This window comes from Dechloromonas sp. TW-R-39-2 (assembly GCF_016864195.1).
Taxonomy (GTDB): domain Bacteria; phylum Pseudomonadota; class Gammaproteobacteria; order Burkholderiales; family Rhodocyclaceae; genus Azonexus.
Genome location: NZ_CP045202.1, coordinates 2,554,993 through 2,573,115, shown reverse-complemented (window position 1 = coordinate 2,573,115; position 18,123 = coordinate 2,554,993). Strand labels below are relative to the sequence as shown.

General features: G+C 58.9%; 20 protein-coding genes. 15 read left to right on the top strand and 5 right to left on the bottom strand.

Annotated elements, in window-relative coordinates; translation table 11 throughout:
- The first annotated feature begins 3 nt into the window (after positions 1 to 3).
- The 12 genes from GBK02_RS12470 to GBK02_RS12415 all read left to right on the top strand — a co-directional run bounded on the left by GBK02_RS12470 (position 4) and on the right by GBK02_RS12415 (position 9,686).
- Positions 4 to 288, top strand: coding sequence for an integration host factor subunit beta (locus GBK02_RS12470; RefSeq protein ID WP_119492172.1), 285 nt, complete (start codon positions 4 to 6; stop codon positions 286 to 288).
- Between the two features lie 70 nt (positions 289 to 358).
- On the top strand, positions 359 to 640 hold the full coding sequence (locus GBK02_RS12465) for a lipopolysaccharide assembly LapA domain-containing protein (RefSeq protein ID WP_239003013.1): 282 nt from the start codon (positions 359 to 361) through the stop codon (positions 638 to 640).
- Entirely contained in the window at positions 637 to 1,809 is a 1,173-nt protein-coding gene (gene lapB, locus GBK02_RS12460; RefSeq protein ID WP_203466969.1) for a lipopolysaccharide assembly protein LapB, read from the top strand. The genes GBK02_RS12465 and lapB overlap by 4 nt, the downstream gene beginning before the upstream one ends.
- Positions 1,810 to 1,818: 9 nt before the next feature.
- Positions 1,819 to 3,141 (top strand): UDP-glucose/GDP-mannose dehydrogenase family protein, encoded by a 1,323-nt coding sequence (locus tag GBK02_RS12455; protein ID WP_203466968.1) that lies wholly within the window; start codon positions 1,819 to 1,821, stop codon positions 3,139 to 3,141.
- A 5-nt stretch (positions 3,142 to 3,146) separates the two neighbouring features.
- Complete coding sequence (rfaE1, locus tag GBK02_RS12450) at positions 3,147 to 4,073, top strand: D-glycero-beta-D-manno-heptose-7-phosphate kinase (protein WP_203466967.1); 927 nt, start codon at positions 3,147 to 3,149, stop codon at positions 4,071 to 4,073.
- A gap of 9 nt (positions 4,074 to 4,082) precedes the next feature.
- Positions 4,083 to 5,081, top strand: a complete 999-nt coding sequence (gene rfaD / locus GBK02_RS12445) for an ADP-glyceromanno-heptose 6-epimerase (protein ID WP_203466966.1) — start codon at positions 4,083 to 4,085, stop codon at positions 5,079 to 5,081.
- Complete coding sequence (cysM, locus tag GBK02_RS12440; RefSeq protein WP_203466965.1) at positions 5,074 to 5,973, top strand: cysteine synthase CysM; 900 nt, start codon at positions 5,074 to 5,076, stop codon at positions 5,971 to 5,973. The genes rfaD and cysM overlap by 8 nt, the downstream gene beginning before the upstream one ends.
- The gene (locus GBK02_RS12435; protein ID WP_203466964.1) at positions 5,970 to 6,755 is read left to right on the top strand and encodes a 3'-5' exonuclease; all 786 of its coding nucleotides are present in this window, start codon (positions 5,970 to 5,972) and stop codon (positions 6,753 to 6,755) included. The genes cysM and GBK02_RS12435 overlap by 4 nt, the downstream gene beginning before the upstream one ends.
- A gap of 61 nt (positions 6,756 to 6,816) precedes the next feature.
- Positions 6,817 to 7,353 carry an inorganic diphosphatase gene (ppa, locus tag GBK02_RS12430; protein WP_203466963.1) on the top strand — a complete coding sequence of 179 codons (537 nt, stop codon included), beginning with the start codon at positions 6,817 to 6,819 and terminating at the stop codon, positions 7,351 to 7,353.
- 15 nt (positions 7,354 to 7,368) lie between these two features.
- Positions 7,369 to 8,985 carry an NAD+ synthase gene (locus tag GBK02_RS12425; protein WP_203466962.1) on the top strand — a complete coding sequence of 539 codons (1,617 nt, stop codon included), beginning with the start codon at positions 7,369 to 7,371 and terminating at the stop codon, positions 8,983 to 8,985.
- A 26-nt stretch (positions 8,986 to 9,011) separates the two neighbouring features.
- Positions 9,012 to 9,350: a P-II family nitrogen regulator gene (locus tag GBK02_RS12420; protein ID WP_203466961.1), complete on the top strand. Its 339-nt coding sequence runs from the start codon at positions 9,012 to 9,014 to the stop codon at positions 9,348 to 9,350.
- Between the two features lie 6 nt (positions 9,351 to 9,356).
- The gene (locus tag GBK02_RS12415; RefSeq protein WP_203466960.1) at positions 9,357 to 9,686 is read left to right on the top strand and encodes a hypothetical protein; all 330 of its coding nucleotides are present in this window, start codon (positions 9,357 to 9,359) and stop codon (positions 9,684 to 9,686) included.
- A gap of 23 nt (positions 9,687 to 9,709) precedes the next feature.
- On the opposite strand, the gene GBK02_RS12410 is transcribed toward GBK02_RS12415, so the two are convergent.
- Positions 9,710 to 10,267, bottom strand: coding sequence for a Smr/MutS family protein (locus tag GBK02_RS12410; protein WP_203466959.1), 558 nt, complete (start codon positions 10,265 to 10,267; stop codon positions 9,710 to 9,712).
- Positions 10,268 to 10,282: 15 nt separating this feature from the next.
- Positions 10,283 to 11,239, bottom strand: coding sequence for a thioredoxin-disulfide reductase (trxB, locus tag GBK02_RS12405; protein WP_203466958.1), 957 nt, complete (start codon positions 11,237 to 11,239; stop codon positions 10,283 to 10,285).
- Positions 11,240 to 11,619: 380 nt separating this feature from the next.
- Here trxB and GBK02_RS12400 point away from each other — a divergent pair, with 380 nt between their 5' ends.
- Positions 11,620 to 13,932 carry a DNA translocase FtsK gene (locus tag GBK02_RS12400; protein WP_203466957.1) on the top strand — a complete coding sequence of 771 codons (2,313 nt, stop codon included), beginning with the start codon at positions 11,620 to 11,622 and terminating at the stop codon, positions 13,930 to 13,932.
- Positions 13,929 to 14,549, top strand: a complete 621-nt coding sequence (lolA, locus tag GBK02_RS12395; RefSeq protein WP_203466956.1) for an outer membrane lipoprotein chaperone LolA — start codon at positions 13,929 to 13,931, stop codon at positions 14,547 to 14,549. Before GBK02_RS12400 ends, lolA begins: the two co-directional genes overlap by 4 nt.
- A 45-nt stretch (positions 14,550 to 14,594) precedes the next feature.
- Here lolA and GBK02_RS12390 read toward each other — a convergent pair whose 3' ends face one another.
- A complete protein-coding gene (locus GBK02_RS12390) occupies positions 14,595 to 15,107 on the bottom strand; it encodes a GNAT family N-acetyltransferase (protein WP_203466955.1) in 513 nt (170 codons plus the stop codon).
- Positions 15,108 to 15,119: 12 nt separating this feature from the next.
- Complete coding sequence (locus GBK02_RS12385) at positions 15,120 to 15,515, bottom strand: VOC family protein (RefSeq protein ID WP_203466954.1); 396 nt, start codon at positions 15,513 to 15,515, stop codon at positions 15,120 to 15,122.
- A 138-nt stretch (positions 15,516 to 15,653) separates the two neighbouring features.
- On the opposite strand from GBK02_RS12385, the gene GBK02_RS12380 reads away from it, so the two are divergent.
- On the top strand, positions 15,654 to 16,868 hold the full coding sequence (locus GBK02_RS12380) for an NAD(P)/FAD-dependent oxidoreductase (RefSeq protein WP_203466953.1): 1,215 nt from the start codon (positions 15,654 to 15,656) through the stop codon (positions 16,866 to 16,868).
- Here GBK02_RS12380 and GBK02_RS12375 read toward each other — a convergent pair.
- Entirely contained in the window at positions 16,823 to 17,182 is a 360-nt protein-coding gene (locus GBK02_RS12375; protein WP_203466952.1) for a hypothetical protein, read from the bottom strand. The genes GBK02_RS12380 and GBK02_RS12375 overlap by 46 nt on opposite strands.
- Between the last annotated feature and the right edge of the window lie 941 nt (positions 17,183 to 18,123).

Below are 18,123 nucleotides of genomic sequence, written 5' to 3'. Positions count from 1 at the left end.
GGCATGACCAAATCCGAGCTCATCGCCCGACTGGCGGAGCGTTTTCCGCAGTTGGTGGCGAAGGATGCTGATTTTGCGGTCAAGATGATTCTCGATGCGATGTCCGACGCACTTGTGCGCGGGGATCGTATCGAGATCCGCGGATTCGGCAGCTTTGCGCTCAACTACCGGCCCCCACGCACCGGCCGTAACCCCAAATCGGGGGATAAGGTCAGTGTTCCTGCCAAATGGGTTCCCCATTTCAAGGCAGGGAAGGAATTACGTGAGCGGGTCGATCAGTCGATCTGACGTCGTGCAGGTACAGTGTGGTAGATTCGGGGCGGTGAATGATTTCACTGCCCCTTTTTATTTGAATGCCATGACAGTTCTGAACTGGGCCATACGGCTCACCCTGTTTTCATTTCTGGTCGTTTTTGCGTTCCAGAATACCGATCCGGTAAGTCTGAATTTCCTGTCTGGGCAGGTCTGGCAGGCACCGCTGGTCATTATCCTGCTGGTCTTCTTCGCCGGTGGGGCCATTCTCGGCCTGCTCTCCGTACTCGGTGTCATCTACCGCCAGCGACGCGAAATTTCCCGCCTCAAGCAGTCTGCCGACAAGCCATCTCCGGTCGTTTTGCCGGAGCTACCGCCTAATTTATGAACGATTTTTTCGAATACTGGCAACTCCTGCTGATCCCTTTGTTCTTTGGTCTGGGTTGGGCTGCAGCACGGGTCGATATGCGTCAGGTTGTGCACGAATCGCGTGCCTTGCCGCGCTCCTATTTTCAGGGTTTGAATTTCCTGCTCAATGAGCAGCCCGACAAGGCGATTGACTCCTTCCTTGAGGTCGCCAAGGTTGACTCCCAGACCGTCGAGTTGCACTTTGCACTGGGTAACCTGTTTCGCCGGCGTGGTGAAACCGAGCGCGCCATCCGCATGCACCAGAATCTGATCGACCGACTCGATTTGAGCGACGCTGTCAGGCTGCACGCACTTTCCGAGTTGGGTCAGGACTACCTCAAGGCAGGTTTGCTTGATCGTGCCGAGGAAATTTTCAACAAGATGATTGGTACAACCTACGAGGAAGATGCCAAGCGCAATCTGCTGGAAATTTATCAAGTCGAAAAAGAGTGGCTGAAGGCCATCGACATCGCGCGCGAATTGCCCGATGTCGCCTCGCAGCGCGAAATTGCCGAGTATTACTGCGAGTTGGCGGCAAACGAAATCATGCGCTCAAAACCAGACTCGGCGCGCGAGTATCTTGATACGGCGATGCAGCAAAACCGTAAATGCGTTCGTGCCAGTCTGTTGCAGGGCGACCTGTTGTTGCAGGAAGGCAAGCCGGAAGAGGCGATCGATGCCTGGCAGCGTATCGAGCAGCAGGATCCAGCCTATCTCGCCCTTGTTTCGCAGCGTTTGCTCGATACTTACCGCAAGCTTGAGCGTCGCGAAGAGGGTATCGCCCTGCTCAGCGGTTATCTCGAACGCTATCCCTCGCTCGATTTGATGGAAGTTGTCTATCAGCTGATCCTGGAGGGCGAGGGTAGCGAGGCGGCTTATCGCATGGTGCGCGCCGAACTGCAGCGCAATCCAACACTGCTGGGCCTGGAGAAACTGATGGGGGCACGTTTGCCGCTCGTTTCACCAGAAGTACGCCCTGATGTCGAGTTGGCGCGGACCATCATTCAAGGCTATACCAAGCGCCTGTCGCGTTATCGGTGCGATAATTGCGGCTTTAAAGCCCGCCAGTTCTACTGGCGTTGCCCGGCCTGCGGTGGTTGGGAAACCTACCCGCCACGGCGCAGTGAAGAATTCGATCAAACATTGTAGGAAGCATTCATGAAAATTACCGTCGTCGGTACAGGCTATGTTGGCCTGGTCAGTGGTACCTGCCTGGCAGAAGTAGGCAATGATGTTCTTTGTCTCGATCTTGATCCGGAAAAGATCCGCATTCTCGAAGAGGGCGGTATCCCGATTTATGAACCGGGCTTGCAGGAAATGGTTCGCCGCAATGTAGCCGCGGGTCGCCTGCACTTCACGACCGATGTTGAGAAGGCTGTCCAGCATGGCACCATCCAGTTCATTGCCGTGGGCACGCCGCCTGATGAAGATGGTTCGGCCGATCTGAAATATGTGCTGGCTGCAGCGCGCAGCATCGGTCGCACGATGACCGATTACAAAGTGATCGTCGATAAGAGCACCGTGCCGGTCGGTACTGGCGAAAAGGTCAAGGCGGCAATTGCCGATGAATTGGCCAAGCGTGCGGTCAACATCCCCTACAGCGTCGTTTCCAATCCGGAATTCCTCAAGGAAGGCGCGGCCGTCGAAGACTTCATGCGGCCGGACCGCATTGTCGTCGGCGCCGAGGAAGAACAGGCCATTCATCTGATGCGCGCACTCTATGCGCCGTTCCAGCGTAACCATGAGCGCCTGATCATTACCGACGTGAAGAGCGCCGAGCTGATCAAATACGCCGCCAACGCCATGCTGGCCACGCGCATCAGCTTCATGAACGAACTGGCCAATCTGGCTGAAGTGCTCGGCGCCGACATTGAAATGGTCCGCCAGGGCATTGGTTCTGACCCGCGCATCGGCTACCACTTCCTGTATCCCGGTTGTGGCTACGGCGGCTCCTGCTTCCCGAAGGATGTCAAGGCGCTGATCAAGACCGCTGCCGACGATGCCAATATCGAACTCAAGGTGCTGACTGCCGTCGAAGAAGCCAACGATCTGCAGAAGCATGTGCTGAGCAAGAAAATCACGGCCCGTTTCGGTACCGATCTCAAGGGCAAGCATTTCGCCTTGTGGGGTCTGTCCTTCAAGCCCAATACCGACGATATGCGCGATGCGCCGAGCCGTGAGTTGATCGCCGACCTGTTTGCCGCCGGTGCGACGGTGACGGCTTACGATCCGGTCGCCATGCATGAAACGCAGCGTATTTTCGGTGACGAGGCTCGCCTGAAATATGCTGAAAATCCGATGGGCGCACTGGATAAAGCCGACGCGCTGGTCATCGTGACCGAATGGAAGGAATTCCGTAGCCCGGATTTCGACGCCATCAAGCAGAGCCTGAAGAATCCGGTGATTTTCGACGGCCGTAATCTTTACGATCCGAAGTTCGTCCGGGATTCCGGGATCGAGTACTTCGCCATCGGACGGTAAGCCGCATGCTGGATAAAGTTGCCCAGGTTCGCCTGCTCGTGGTCGGTGATGTGATGCTCGACCGTTACTGGTTTGGCGACGTCAGCCGCATTTCGCCGGAAGCGCCGGTGCCGGTGGTCAAGGTCGAGCGCATCGAAGAGCGCCTTGGCGGTGCCGCCAACGTGGCGCGCAATGCCGCCGCTGTCGGCGCCCGGACGGCCTTGCTGTCGGTTGTCGGCGACGATGATGCAGGTCGCACCTTGTCGCGTCTGCTGGCCGACGGTCAAATCGATGCCGGTTTGCATGTCGACCGCGAAATCGATACCACCGTCAAGTTGCGCGTCATCGGCCGTCAGCAGCAGTTGCTGCGAATCGATTTCGAAACCGCGCCATCGCACGAAATTCTCCAGGCCAAGCTGGCCGAGTTCGGAAAGCGCGTCGCCGAATCCGACGTCGTCATCCTGTCGGATTACGGCAAGGGCGGCCTGACGCACATTACGGAAATGATCCGGCTGGCGCGTGCCGCCGGCAAGCCGGTGCTGGTCGATCCGAAGGGCGATGATTACGCCAAGTACGCCGGTGCCACGGTGATTACGCCGAATCGCTCGGAACTGCGCGAAGTCGTCGGGCGCTGGGGTTCGGAAAAAGAACTGGTTGCCAAATCGCAGAAACTTCGCACCGATCTCGGCCTCGAAGCCTTGCTGGTGACGCGCAGCGAAGAGGGGATGACCCTGTTTGCGGCCGATGAAATTCACCACCAGCCGGCTCAGGCCCGTGAAGTGTTCGATGTTTCCGGTGCTGGCGATACTGTCATCGCCACGCTGGCTGTCATGCTCGCTGCTGGTGCCGGTTGGGCCGAAGCCATTCGTACGGCCAATGTGGCTGCCGGTATTGTGGTCGGCAAGCTGGGTACGGCTGTTGTGACTCGCGAAGAACTCGCTGCCGCTCTGTAAGGAATAAACATGTATATCGTCGTTACCGGCGCTGCCGGCTTTATCGGTTCCAATATCGTCAAGGCGCTCAATGAGCGCGGCGTGACCAAGATCATCGCGGTCGACAACCTGACCAAGGCCGACAAGTTCAAGAACCTGATCGATTGTGAAATTGCCGATTACCTCGACAAGCACGATTTCATCGAGCGCATCCAGGCCGGCCACTACGACGGCGAAATCGAAGCCATTTTCCACGAGGGTGCTTGCTCGGACACGATGGAAACCGACGGGCGCTACATGATGGAGAACAACTACCGTTACTCCCTCATTCTGCTCGACTGGTGCCAGGATCAGGACGTCCAGTTCCTCTACGCCTCAAGCGCAGCAACTTACGGCGGCAGCAATGTCTTCAAGGAAGAGCGCCAGTACGAAGGCCCGCTCAACGTTTATGGTTATTCCAAGTTCCTCTTCGACCAGGTCGTGCGCCAACGTCTGGCCAAGGAGCCTTCATCGCAGATCGTCGGTTTCCGTTATTTCAACGTTTACGGTCCGCGTGAAACGCACAAGGGACGCATGGCTTCGGTCGCCTTCCACAACTACAACCAGTTCAAGGCCGACGGCAAGGTGAAATTGTTCGAAGGTTCGCACGGCTATGAGAATGGTGGCCAGATGCGTGACTTCGTCTTTGTCGGCGATGTCGCCAAGGTCAATCTGTTCTTCCTCGATAACCCGGATAAATCGGGCATTTTCAATCTCGGCTCCGGTCGGGCGCAAAGCTTCAACGATGTTGCGGTTGCTGCGGTCAACGGCTGCCGCAAGGCCAAAAACGAAGAGGCGCTGACGCTTGACCAGCTGCGTACGCAAGGCCTGCTCGAATACACCGCTTTCCCGGAAGCATTGAAAGGCAAGTATCAGGCTTTTACCCAGGGCGATCTGACCCGTTTGCGCGCTGCCGGTTACGAAGCACCGATGGCGACGGTCGAAGAAGGCGTCGGCCAGTACATCGAATGGCTCCATAAAAATGTATAAGACGCTGCAGGATTTCGTCGGCAATACGCCGCTGGTTCGTCTGGTACGTATTCCCGGTGCCGAGAATGATCGGCGCGGCAATGTCATCCTGGCCAAGCTGGAAGGCAATAATCCGGCGGGTTCGGTCAAGGACCGGCCGGCGCTGTCGATGATCGTGCGTGCCGAAGCACGTGGCGACATCAAGCCGGGCGATACGCTGATCGAGGCAACCTCCGGCAACACCGGCATTGCGCTGGCCATGGCAGCGGCGATGAAGGGTTACAAGATGATCCTCGTCATGCCGGAAAACCAGAGCGTCGAACGTCGCCAGAGCATGCGCGCCTTCGGTGCCGATCTGGTCCTGACGCCGAAAGATGGCGGTATGGAGCTGGCGCGCGACGTGGCCGAGAAAATGCGCGATGAAGGCAAGGGCATCATCCTCGACCAGTTCGGCAATCCGGATAACCCGCTCGCCCACTTCGAAGGCACCGGCCCGGAAATCTGGCGCGATACGGCTGGCAAGGTGACGCACTTTGTTTCCAGCATGGGAACGACCGGCACGATCATGGGCACCTCGGCTTACCTGAAGGCGCAGAACAAGGCGATCCAGATTGTTGGCTGCCAGCCGGAAGAGGGCAGCCAGATTCCCGGTATCCGCAAATGGCCGGAAGCTTACCTGCCCAAGATTTACGATAAAACCAACGTCGACCGCATCGAATACGTTAGCCAGGCTGATGCCGAGGCGATGACGCGCCGTCTGGCCATGGAAGAGGGTATCTTTGCCGGGATTTCCTCCGGCGGTGCGCTGGCCGTAGCCTTGCGTCTGTCGCAAACGCTCGAAAACGCCGTCATCGTCAGCATCATTTGCGACCGGGGCGATCGTTACCTGTCGACGGGTGTTTTCCCGGCATGAAGCCGGTTCTCGTTTTTGACATCGAGACGATTCCCGATGTCGCCGGTTTTCGTCGGCTCAATGACCTGCCGGGCGAGCTTTCCGATGACGAGGTTGCCGAACTTGCCTACCAGCAGCGCCGAGCCAAGACCGGCAATGATTTCCTGCAGTTGCACCTGCAACGCATCGTTACCATTTCCTGCGCGCTGCGCACCAGTGAAGGGCTGAAAGTCTGGTCGCTGTCAGAGCCGGCGCATGGCGAAGGCGAGATCATCCAGCGTTTCTTCGACGGCATCGAGAAATTCACGCCCCAGATCGTTTCCTGGAACGGCAGCGGTTTCGACCTGCCGGTGCTGCACTACCGCGGCATGCTGCATGGCGTTTCAGCGCCGCGCTACTGGGACATGGGTGACGGCGATTACGCCGACAGCCGCGACTTCAAGTGGAACAACTACATCAGCCGCTACCACACGCGCCATCTTGACTTGATGGACCTGCTTGCCCTTTACAATGCCCGCGCCAACGCGCCGCTCGACGATCTGGCCAAGCTCTTCGGTTTTCCCGGCAAGCTCGGGATGGATGGTGGCAAGGTCTGGGAAGCCTGGCAAGGCGGCAAGGCTGCGGATATTCGCGATTACTGCGAAACCGATGTGATCAATACCTATCTGGTCTATAACCGTTTTCGCCGTTTGCGCGGTGAACTGACAGCGGAAGAGGAAATCGCCGAAGGCGAATTCGTCAAGGCGCACCTGGCCAAAATCGGCGCGCCCCACTGGCAGGAGTTTCTCGCCGCCTGGCGCTGATCCGGCGTAGCACGGCGTTATAATTGCAAGTTCTCAAAACCTAAACGCAGAGAGATAAAAGATGGCCCTTAATAACGTTTCTTCCGGCAAGTCCCTTCCCGATGATTTCAACGTGATTATCGAAATCACGGCCCATTCCGACCCCGTTAAGTACGAAGTCGACAAGGAATCCGGCGCGATCTTCGTTGACCGTTTTATGGGTACCGCCATGCACTATCCGTGCAACTACGGCTACATCAACAACACCATCGCCGGCGACGGTGATCCGGTTGACGTGCTGGTTGTCACCCCGTTCGGCCTGCCGCCGGGCGTTGTTGTCCGCTGCCGTCCGCTCGGCATGCTGGCCATGGAAGACGAAGGTGGCCAGGACGCCAAGCTGCTGGCCGTGCCGGTCGACAAGCTGACCCCGCTGTACAAGGATGCCAAGTCCTTCGAGGACATTCCGCAGATCCTGCGCGACCAGATTTCCCATTTCTTCGAGCACTACAAGGATCTCGAAAAAGGCAAGTGGGTCAAGGTCAAGGGCTGGGAAGGCATCGAAGCTGCCCGCAAGGAAGTCATGGACGGCGTTGCCCGTTACCAGGCTGAAGCCAAGTAATACTGACGGAAACTTATGCTGCGTATCGCCGTTGCCCAGTTCAACGCCACCGTCGGTGACCTGACGGGCAACGTCGAACGTATCGTAAAGTGCGCCACCGAGGCAAAGGCCCGGGGCGCCCAGGTGCTGCTCACGCCGGAACTGGCGTTGTGCGGCTACCCGCCGGAAGACCTGTTGCTGCGCCCGGATTTCTACCGGGCCTGCAATCAGGCACTGGATGACCTAGCTAGCCGTGTCGAGGGTATTGCCCTGGTCATCGGCCACCCGGAAGAGAGCGAAGGTCGCCGCTACAATGCGGCCACGGTCATTGAAAATGGCCTGAAAAAGGCGGTCTACCGCAAGGTTCGCCTGCCCAATTACGAAGTGTTCGACGAGAAGCGCTATTTCGATGCCGGCACCGATGCCTGCGTCGTCAGCATTGCCGGCGTACGTTGCGGCATCAACATCTGTGCCGACATCTGGGAATCCGGCGCGGCCGAAATGGCTCACGCTGCCGGTGCCGAACTGCTCCTCGTCCTCAATGCCTCACCATGCCATCTCGACAAACACAGCCAGCGCGCCCAGGTACTCGGCGATCGCGTTGCAGCGACCGGTATCCCGGCGATTTACTGCAACCTGGTCGGCGGTCAGGATGAGTTGGTTTTCGACGGCGCTTCCTTTGCGCTTGACGCAGCCGGCCAGTGCCGGATGCGTCTCGGCCAGTTTGTCGAAGCGCTGGGTATCGTCGATTACGCTGCCGGCAAGTTGCATTCCACCGATCAGGCGACAGAGTTGTCGCTCGAAGCCGAGGCTTATCAAGCCTTGGTGCTCGGCGTGCGCGACTACATCGGCAAGAGCGGTTTCAAGGGTGCGATCATCGGTCTTTCGGGCGGTATCGACTCAGCCCTGACCTTGTGTGTCGCGGTCGACGCGCTGGGGGCCGACAAGGTGCACGCGGTGATGATGCCGTCGCCCTACACGGCGCAGATGAGTCTTGACGATTCGCGCGAGATGATCCGCCAACTAGGTTGCAGCTATAACGAAATTGCCATCGAGCCGGCGATGCAGACTTACGCCGCGATGCTCGATCCTTTGTTCGCCGGCCTGCCGGCCGATACGACCGAAGAGAATATCCAGGCACGGATTCGCGGCAATATCCTGATGGCGCTTTCCAACAAGACCGGAAAACTGGTCCTGACGACCGGCAACAAGTCGGAAATGGCCGTTGGCTACTGCACGCTCTATGGCGACATGGCCGGTGGCTTCGCGGTCATCAAGGATGTTTACAAGACCCTGGTCTACCGCCTGTCGGTCTATCGCAACACCTTGTGCCAGGGCGAGCCGGTCATCCCGGAAAACATCATCGTCCGGCCGCCGTCGGCCGAGTTGAAGCCGGATCAGACCGATCAGGATTCGCTGCCGCCGTACGAAGTGCTCGATGCCATCGTTCGCGCCTACATGGAAGAAGATCGCAGCCCGCGCGAGATCATCGCGGCCGGCCTGCCTGAGGCCGATGTACGGCGCGTTGTTCGCCTGTTGCGCATCGCCGAATACAAGCGGCGCCAGTCGCCGGTCGGCATTCGAATAACGCCGCGCGGTTTCGGCAAGGATTGGCGGTATCCTATAACCAACCGCTACCAAGACGAATTTTAAGAAACTGAATCCTGAGGACACGAACCATGAAAAAAATTGAAGCCATCATCAAGCCGTTCAAGCTCGACGAAGTGCGCGAAGCGCTGTCCGAAGTCGGTATCACCGGCCTGACCGTGACCGAAGTCAAGGGGTTCGGCCGCCAGAAGGGCCATACCGAGCTGTATCGCGGTGCCGAGTATGTCGTCGATTTCCTGCCCAAGATCAAGATCGAAATCGTCGTTGCCACCGAAACGACCGAAGCCGCCATCGATGCAATCATCAAGGCTGCCCGCACCGGCAAGATCGGTGACGGCAAGATTTTCGTCACGCCGGTTGAGCAGATCGTCCGCATTCGCACCGGTGAAATGAACGAATCAGCGATTTAATCGCGGATGGCCAATCAGGACGAATACGATATTCTCGATCTCAGGGATCGTTTGCTCGATTTTCTGGGAACTGATTACAAGGCCTATCCCGTCCAGCTGGAAAAGCAGTTTCCACGGATTCTGTCGAATCTCGTCAAATTATGGGGAACGCCAGCATTCGACGCGTATCTTTCCGGCCTGATCGTTTCTGATCGGCCGGATCGCAAGGGTTTTCCTCCGGAAATTGCCGTCGAGCTTTTTCACCTGTCGTCTGTTTATGACAGTCACTCCGGCAAGAAAGCCGCCTCCGGAACCGGCTGGGCAACGCTGGATGAAGGTGATTTGTACAAGAAGTAGCCGGCATGCCTGCCGTGCTGCGGTCAACCCCTCAGGTTGGCCATTTTTCTTTGGGTCTTGAGCAGAACGATGACGGCACCTTCGCCGCCATCCTGCGGTTTGGCCTGACAGTAGGCCAGAACTTCGATTTTCTGCATCAGCCAGCCACGCACCAGGCGACGCAACACCGCATCGCGCCCGGGCGAGCCGTAGCCTTTGCCGTGGATGACGCGCACGCACCGGGTGCCGTGCCGGTTGCATTCAGCCAGAAAGACGCCCAAGGCTGAGCGGGCTTCGTCGCGATTCAATCCATGCAGGTCAATTTCAGCCTGCAAGACCCAGCGCCCGCGGCGCAAATCCTTCAAGACGCTGTGGGCAATGCCGTTGCGCAGGTAAATCGGTTCGTCTCCACCTTCGAGGCGGTCCTGCAAGCCAATCTGGCCATGCAGGCTTTCATGCAGTGCGGCTTGTTCGTCCGCCAGGTGTTGCAAGGGGCGGGGAGGCGGCAGGGGTGTGCGATGTTGCACGCGGTCCGTCCGGGGCAGTGGCCGGGCATCGGCAACTGCGGCCCGAAAGGCCGCGAGGTCGTCGGGGTCGATCAAGTCTCCCCCGAAAAATCAGTTCAGCTGGTCCAGGTAACGCTCGGCATCGAGTGCCGCCATGCAGCCGGTACCGGCCGAGGTGCAAGCCTGACGATAGACGTGGTCCTGAACATCGCCAGCGGCAAAAACGCCCTTGATGCTGGTCTGCGTCGCATTGCCCTTGCGGCCCATTTCGGTCACCAGGTAGCCACCTTCCATTTCAAGCTGGCCCTCGAAAATGTCGGTGTTCGGCTTGTGACCGATGGCGATGAAAACGCCATGCACATCGATATCCTGCGCTGCGCCATTCTGCACATTCTTGACGCGCAGGCCGGTCACGCCTGAGTCATCGCCCAGTACTTCATCAAGGGTGCTGTTCCACAGGATCGTGACCTTGCCGGCCTTTTCCTTTTCGAACAGCTTGTCCTGCATGATTTTTTCAGCTTTGAACTTTTCGCGGCGGTGAATAACCGTGACATGGCTGGCGATATTGGCCAGGTAAAGTGCTTCCTCGACGGCCGTATTGCCGCCGCCGACGACGGCAACCGGCTTGTTGCGATAGAAGAAGCCATCGCAGGTGGCGCAGGCCGAAACACCCTTGCCGGAGAATTTTTCTTCGGACGGCAGGCCAAGGTATTGAGCCGAGGCGCCGGTTGCGATGATCAGTGCGTCGCAGGTATAGGTGCCGCTGTCGCCGATCAGCGTGAACGGCTTTTCAGTCAGCTTGGCGGTGTGGATGTGGTCGAAGATCATTTCGGTTTCGAAGCGGCGGGCGTGGGCTTCGAAGCGGGCCATCAGTTCAGGGCCTTGCACACCATCGGCATCGGCCGGCCAGTTGTCGACCTCGGTCGTCGTCATCAGTTGGCCGCCTTGGGCCATGCCGGTGATCAGGACAGGTTTGAGATTGGCGCGGGCGGCGTAGACCGCAGCGGTATAACCGGCAGGGCCGGAACCGAGAATGATAAGGGGGCAGTGGCGGCTGGGCTGGGACATGATGATCCTCTTGGGTGATTGATCGGAAAATTATAGCCTCCTCAGAGGCCTTGAATTTCCCCGAGTTCCCGTTGAGTATGGGAAAGAGGTTTATAATCATCGCGTAACTCCATGAACGGAAACTGATTTGTGTCGATGATAAATTTCAGAATGAGTTGCGAGGTTGAGGGCAAAGCGTTCATGTTTTCCGGTGTGTCGATGCCGGAAGTTTCATTTTTCCCGGATTTGTCATGCCATTCCCGGCCAGGGAGAGCGGTGTGGCAATCCTTCAGACAGGTAGCGAAGCAGGATATGGTTGGAATGACAGGTGAACTTGGCGTCGGATACGACGGAATCGGGCGGTTTGGCGTGCCTTGTTCGACTTACGAGGAGGCTTGAGCATGGGTGTCCGCAGTTCTGACCGCAATCGCAATGCACCGAGCCCCTTGCCGGACAAGATCGGTGGCCTGCTACAAGAGTCCCGCTGGCTGGGCCTGGGCGCCATTGCCCTGTTTCTTGGCATGGCCCTGTGGGGATTCAGCAAGGAAGATCCGGGCTGGTCGCATACGGTCATGGCGAACACCATTCACAATCCGGCCGGTCGTGCAGGGGCGTGGATTTCGGACCTGATGCTCTACATTTTCGGATTTTCCGCCTGGTGGTGGATTGTCCTGCTCGGCATGTTTGTCTGGTGGGGCGTTCGCCACATCAACGCGCAGGATGGCGAGGAGCGCCATCCGCTGTACATCGCGCTGCTCGGCTTTGTCTTCCTGCTGCTGGCCAGTTCGTCACTGGAAGCCTTGCGCTTCTATTCGGCCCGACTGGAATTGCCGTTGAGCCCGGGCGGCATGCTCGGGCTTGAGATGAGCCGTGTGCTTGAGTCGCAAATGGGTTTTACCGGATCAACCCTGCTTTTGCTGGCTTGCCTTGCGGTCGGCTGGAGTGCTTTTTCCGGCATGTCGTGGTTATGGGCTTTTGAACGGCTGGGTGCCGGGCTGGAAACTTTCATCGGTTTCTTCTATGGCCGGGTCGATACCTGGCGCGATCGCCAGATCGGCAAGGAAGTCGCCCAGCAGCGCGAAGTGGTCGTCGAGGAAGAAAAGCGCCGCGTCGAGCTGCACGATCCGATCATCATCGAAACACCGGCCCCGGTCGAAGTCCCGGTCTCGAAAAAGGCGGAAGCCCGCCTTGAGCGCGAAAAACAGGTGGCACTCTTCCCCGAGGCGATCATTGGCGGCCAATTGCCACCGCTGCACTTGCTTGATCCGGCACCGCCGCCGACCGAAACGGTCAGCCCGGAAACGCTGGAATACACCTCACGCCTGATCGAGCGCAAGCTGGCCGATTTTGGCGTCCAGGTCAAAGTGCTGGCGGCGATGCCCGGCCCGGTCATCACCCGCTACGAAATCGAACCGGCGGTCGGCGTCAAGGGCGCGCAGATTGTTAATCTGGCGCGCGATCTGGCCCGTGCGTTGGCCATGGTGTCGATCCGCGTCGTTGAAACGGTGCCCGGCAAGTCGTGCATGGCGCTCGAACTGCCCAACCCCAAGCGGCAGACGGTCAAGTTGTCCGAGATCATCTCCAGTAAGCCGTACAACGACATGAGCAGTCCGCTGACCGTCTGCCTCGGCAAGGATATCGGCGGTTTGCCGGTGGTCGCCGATCTGGCCAAGACGCCCCACCTGCTGGTCGCCGGTACGACCGGTTCCGGCAAGTCGGTCGGCGTCAATGCGATGATTTTGTCCATGCTCTACAAGGCCGAGCCGGATCAGGTGCGCCTGATCATGGTCGACCCCAAGATGCTCGAACTGTCGATCTACGAGGGCATTCCGCACCTCTTGGCGCCGGTCGTCACCGACATGAAGCAGGCGGCCAACGCGCTGCACTGGTGCGTGACCGAAATGGAGAAGCGCTACAAGCTGATGTCGGCCATGGGCGTGCGCAACATCGCTGGCCTGAATACCAAGATCAAGGATGCCGAGAAGCGTGGCGAGCACATCCCGAACCCGCTGACGCTGACCCCGGAAACCCCGGAGCCACTGCAGACCATGCCGTTCATCGTCGTCATCATCGACGAACTGGCCGACCTGATGATGGTCGTCGGCAAGAAGGTCGAAGAGCAGATTGCCCGTCTCGCCCAGAAGGCACGCGCTTCCGGCATTCACCTCGTGCTGGCGACGCAGCGTCCGTCAGTCGATGTCATTACCGGCCTGATCAAGGCCAACATCCCGACCCGTTTGTCCTTCCAGGTTTCCAGCAAGATCGACTCACGCACCATCCTCGACCAGATGGGCGCTGAGGCGCTGCTTGGTCAGGGCGACATGTTGTATCTCGCACCCGGCACCGGTTATCCGACACGCGTGCATGGCGCCTTCGTTTCCGATGACGAAGTGCATCGCGTCGTCGAACACCTCAAGGCAACCGGTGCGCCGGAATACATCGAGGACATCCTCAACGGTTCCGGCGGTGATGACGAAGGTGGCGGCGAAGGTGGAGAAGGCAGTAACGATGCCGAGGCCGACCCGCTTTACGACCAGGCGGTCGATATCGTGCTCAAGAACAAACGTGCCTCGATTTCCCTCGTCCAGCGCCATCTGCGTATTGGTTACAACCGCTCGGCACGCCTGATCGAGGCGATGGAAAAAGCCGGGCTGGTCTCGTCGATGGATGGTCGTGGCGGCCGTGAAGTGCTGGCCCGCAAGGAAACCGAATGAAATTTGTCCAAAAAACGCTGTTGACCGCAGCAATTGCCATTTTCCCGCTGCTGGCCGAAGCTGGTGCGCTGGATCAGTTGCACCAGTTCCTGCAGAACACACGTACGCTGAAAGCTGAGTTTGCCCAGACGGTGATCGGCAAGAATGGCCGCAAGCCGCAGCAGTCGTCGGGTCTGGTCGCCATTTCCCGGCCCGGCAAGCTGCGCTGGGAAATCGTCAAACCCTACCCGCAACTGGTGGTCGGCGATGGCGACAAAATCTGGATTTACGATCCCGAATTGCAGCAAGTCACCGTGCGCAAGGCCGGCCAGGCGATTAGCGGTTCGCCGGCAGCATTGCTCTCCGGCAACAACGATCTGGAAAAGAATTTCACGCTGAAGGAAGCCGGCGAAGCCGAAGGCATGCTTTGGCTGGAAGCGACACCGAAAAACGGCGACAGCGGCTTTGACAAGGTTCGGCTGGGCTTTGCCAGCAGCGACCTGAAAGCCATGGAATTGCAGGACAGCTTCGGCCAGACGACGCTGATTCGCTTCAGCAAGGTCGAGCGCAATCCGGCTCTGTCCGCTGGCACCTTCAAATTCACCCCGCCCGCCGGGGTTGATGTCGTCGGCGAGTAATCCGGCGGTTGCCGCCACGCAGCATCGCGGTGGCCGGCAACCCGGTCATGCCGCGAGTGGCTGGCTCATGTAGCTGGCGGGCGGTGGATAGCTGCTCAGATTTTTGGCCTGTTTCGGGTCGTCGACCGCAGCAGGCCTGAAACCGTGCTTTGCCCAGAACGGCTGTGCGCCCTGGACCGAAACCAGCGCGGCGTGGCGAAGTTTCATTGACTGACCCGCCGCCAGTGCCTGCTTGATCAACTGCCCGGCCACGCCGCTTCCTCGCGCCTGCCGGGCAATCGCCAGATCGTGCAGGTACAGGCAATCACCTGTCTCTGATGGCGTAAACCCGGCACCAAGCGCCGTGATTTTGCCGTGCTGCGAGCGATAGCAGAACAGGTAGCCGGCCAGCCCTTTCCGGTCTTCGGCCACCCAGCAATAATCGGGTGAAACTTGCAGGCGCTGCGAAAAAACGCTTTCAGCCTCATTCATCGCCGGCGGATAGGCTTGCGCCTGTATCGCCATGACGGCTGGCAGATCGGCAGCGCGCATCTGGCGAATATCAGTATTGACCGACATCCGGCACCCGACTCAGGCCGGAGCTATGGGGGAACAGAGTTCGACCAGCGTGCCATCCGGGCAGCGCACGTAAGACACCGTTTGTCCCCACGGTTTTTCCTGGGGCGCCGACAGTTCAAGTGCACCCGCGGCAACGGCCCGACGATGGGCGGCGGCCACATCGTCGCTGACGAAGGCCAACTCCATGCCGAGCGGCTTTGCCGAGGTATCAGCCCGGACATGCCCACCGGGAAAGTTCATGTCGCCGAGCTCATGCGCGGCAAACGAAAGCGTCGTTTCGCCGCTCTGCAGTTCGCCGTAGCTGCCTGATTCGTGCAGAAAGCGGCGACTGAACCCGAAAGCCGTCTCGAAAAAAGCGAGTGAAGCGGCAACATCCGGGACATAAACAATGGTGTAGGCAAATTTCATGGCGGCAGCACGTTTGGCGACAGGGAGAAGCCCGGAGAATCGCAGCTTTCGCTACTGCCGGTCAAATCCGGCACCGGCCCGAATGTTAAAATCATCGCCTCTTTGGCCCTGTGCGCCTGTTTCTGATCGGATTTCCCCATGCATTTCGACGTCATCATCATCGGTTCCGGCGCGGCCGGCATGATGTGCGCGGCCCAGGCCGGGGCGCGGGGAAGGCGGGTCTTGCTGGTCGATCACGCGGCCAAAATCGGCGAGCGCATCCGCATTTCCGGCGGCGGACGTTGCAACTTTACCAACCGCACGGTCAGCGCCGACAACTACCTGTCGCAAAACCCACATTTCTGCCGCTCGGCGCTGGCTCGCTTCAGCCAGTACGACTTCATTGCGATGATCGAAAAGCGGCGAATCCCGTATCACGAACGCGAACACGGCCAGTTGTTCTGCGACGATTCGGCGGTCGAGATCATCGACATGCTGCGCGATGCCTGCGATGCCGTACAAGTGCGCTGGGTGCTTGACTGCGCGGTGCACGGCGTCGAGCACCACCCGGATGTCGAACACAAGCGTTACACCCTGCGCACGGCAAGCGGGACTTTCTCCTGCCAGTCGCTGGTCGTCGCCACGGGCGGACTGGCTATCCCGCAGATCGGCGCCAGTCCCTTTGGCTACAAGCTGGCCGAGCAATTCGGCATTCCGGTCGTTGCTCCCAAACCGGCGCTTGTCCCGTTGGCGCTCGGGCCGGAACTGCTGGCTCCGCTCAAACCGATGGCCGGCGCGACGCTCGATGCCACTGCCTGCTTCGAAGATGCCGCCTTCCGCGAGAACGTGCTGATCACCCATCGCGGCCTTTCCGGCCCAGCCATCCTGCAGGTGTCGAGCTACTGGCAAATGCAGGAGTACGGCGGGGGCAAGAAGCTGCCGGTCGAAATCAACCTGCTGCCCGGCCTCGATGCCGCTGCATGGCTGGCCGAGCACCGTCAGGGACGCATTCATCTGCCCAATCTGCTGGCCGAACACCTGCCGCGCCGCTTCGCGCAGGAATGGTGTCTGCTGCAGGGGGGAGAAAAATTCCAGACCCGGCCGATCAGTGAACTATCGAAGCGCGATCTCGATGCCGTCGCCAGAACCCTCAACGCCTGGCCGTTGATGCCGTCCGGCACGCTCGGTTTCGCCAAGGCTGAAGTGACCCTTGGCGGTGTGTCGACCGCAGCACTCTCGTCAAAAACCATGGAAGCCAAGGCCGCCCCCGGCCTCTACTTCATCGGCGAAGTGGTCGACGTTACCGGCTGGCTGGGTGGCTACAACTTTCAGTGGGCCTGGTCATCCGGCTGGGTCGCCGGGCAGTTCGCCTGATCTGATTCACCTGCAGGCCGGCTCAGGCTGGATAAGCCCCAGGCCAGCAACCACGTTATCAAAAGCCAGAAAGTCACGAGAAACATCCAGCCGAAACCAGTCGGCGCACACCATCCCCAACCGCAGGCCCCGTTATTCTGGAGTAAACCGGGTATCCCGATCTGGTGAAACAGGTAAATCGATAGATACGGAATCGCCAGCGCCAGACCGAGCGGTGAATCGAGATAGCCGGGCCAGATCAGCCCCGGTGAGGCCAGCAGTAGAAACAGCCCGATCAGTGATGCAAAAAACTTGAAGGTTCGTTGCTGGAACATGGTGAGTGGCTCAGGTGGGGTTGTGCGGATAAGGGGCGGCCCGCTTGCGGGACGTCCCAGTGGCCGAAGGCTGCGCCTTGACTGTGATGTTAGGCTGCCGAATCATATGCAAACCGGTCCGGACGCACAGCCAACCAAAAACCAGAGCGGAATACCAATAACGGCAAGCAGCACCAAACCACCAACGAACGTAGCCAGCCCGATGGTGATTTTTGGGCGCACCTTGTACCCGTAAACCGAATACACCATGATGAATGAGGCAAGGGCCACGAAGGCGGGGATGCTTTTTAGACGCAACGCAGTAGCCGCTGGAACTGTATTGATTAGGTATTCGGTGAGTAGCAATAGGGTGATGGCAATCCCGATTCCGATTAGCGACCATCTAAGGTGAAGCATTGTCGAGGCCTAACGTGGAAATAACCGGACTGCGCGGCTTCTCGCGCAGGTCCGGTTGATTGAAGGGTTGGGCGTCATTGCTATGACCTGCGGTACTGTAGGTAAATGAAATGGAGAGCGCAGATGGCTGGTGCAATATAAGCAGCTGAAAACAGTGGGCCATCTGCCCAACTAGAAACCTCAGAGAGCGCAAAACCCGCACCTACTACCCCAAGCCAAAATACGAAGCTAAACGCGAATTTCCGATTCGTTATGGTTGAAAGAGCCAAACGCCAGAACGCGAGGAGCGCAAGCAGGCAACCAACGAGCCATAGTGCTGACTTTGTAGCCGCAAGGGGAGACTGGCTGAACATCATAAGCGGCCCCAGCACCAGCCAAGGCAGAGCATATAGAGCCGCCGCAGTAATGGGGCCACCGCATAGAAGTGCCTCAAGCGTGAAGACGATAGAGATTCGCTTCATGACGCCCAACGTTGTAGGTAAGGGGCACTGCGCGGCGCTTTATCGCGCAGCGTCCAGCGACCGAAGGGAGCGGCCTTGACCGGA

Bases quoted from the DNA above. Each gene is read 5' to 3' on its own strand.
- GBK02_RS12390 (WP_203466955.1), bottom strand. From the start codon at position 15,107: ATGTCGGTCAATACTGATATTCGCCAGATGCGCGCTGCCGATCTGCCA.
- GBK02_RS12455 (WP_203466968.1), top strand. From the start codon at position 1,819: ATGAAAATTACCGTCGTCGGTACAGGCTATGTTGGCCTGGTCAGTGGT.
- GBK02_RS12380 (WP_203466953.1), top strand. From the start codon at position 15,654: ATGCATTTCGACGTCATCATCATCGGTTCCGGCGCGGCCGGCATGATG.
- cysM (WP_203466965.1), top strand. From the start codon at position 5,074: ATGTATAAGACGCTGCAGGATTTCGTCGGCAATACGCCGCTGGTTCGT.
- trxB (WP_203466958.1), bottom strand. From the start codon at position 11,239: ATGTCCCAGCCCAGCCGCCACTGCCCCCTTATCATTCTCGGTTCCGGC.
- lapB (WP_203466969.1), top strand. From the start codon at position 637: ATGAACGATTTTTTCGAATACTGGCAACTCCTGCTGATCCCTTTGTTC.
- GBK02_RS12435 (WP_203466964.1), top strand. From the start codon at position 5,970: ATGAAGCCGGTTCTCGTTTTTGACATCGAGACGATTCCCGATGTCGCC.
- GBK02_RS12465 (WP_239003013.1), top strand. From the start codon at position 359: ATGACAGTTCTGAACTGGGCCATACGGCTCACCCTGTTTTCATTTCTG.
- GBK02_RS12425 (WP_203466962.1), top strand. From the start codon at position 7,369: ATGCTGCGTATCGCCGTTGCCCAGTTCAACGCCACCGTCGGTGACCTG.
- GBK02_RS12415 (WP_203466960.1), top strand. From the start codon at position 9,357: ATGGCCAATCAGGACGAATACGATATTCTCGATCTCAGGGATCGTTTG.
- GBK02_RS12385 (WP_203466954.1), bottom strand. From the start codon at position 15,515: ATGAAATTTGCCTACACCATTGTTTATGTCCCGGATGTTGCCGCTTCA.
- GBK02_RS12375 (WP_203466952.1), bottom strand. From the start codon at position 17,182: ATGTTCCAGCAACGAACCTTCAAGTTTTTTGCATCACTGATCGGGCTG.
- lolA (WP_203466956.1), top strand. From the start codon at position 13,929: ATGAAATTTGTCCAAAAAACGCTGTTGACCGCAGCAATTGCCATTTTC.
- ppa (WP_203466963.1), top strand. From the start codon at position 6,817: ATGGCCCTTAATAACGTTTCTTCCGGCAAGTCCCTTCCCGATGATTTC.
- GBK02_RS12400 (WP_203466957.1), top strand. From the start codon at position 11,620: ATGGGTGTCCGCAGTTCTGACCGCAATCGCAATGCACCGAGCCCCTTG.
- GBK02_RS12420 (WP_203466961.1), top strand. From the start codon at position 9,012: ATGAAAAAAATTGAAGCCATCATCAAGCCGTTCAAGCTCGACGAAGTG.
- rfaE1 (WP_203466967.1), top strand. From the start codon at position 3,147: ATGCTGGATAAAGTTGCCCAGGTTCGCCTGCTCGTGGTCGGTGATGTG.
- rfaD (WP_203466966.1), top strand. From the start codon at position 4,083: ATGTATATCGTCGTTACCGGCGCTGCCGGCTTTATCGGTTCCAATATC.
- GBK02_RS12470 (WP_119492172.1), top strand. From the start codon at position 4: ATGACCAAATCCGAGCTCATCGCCCGACTGGCGGAGCGTTTTCCGCAG.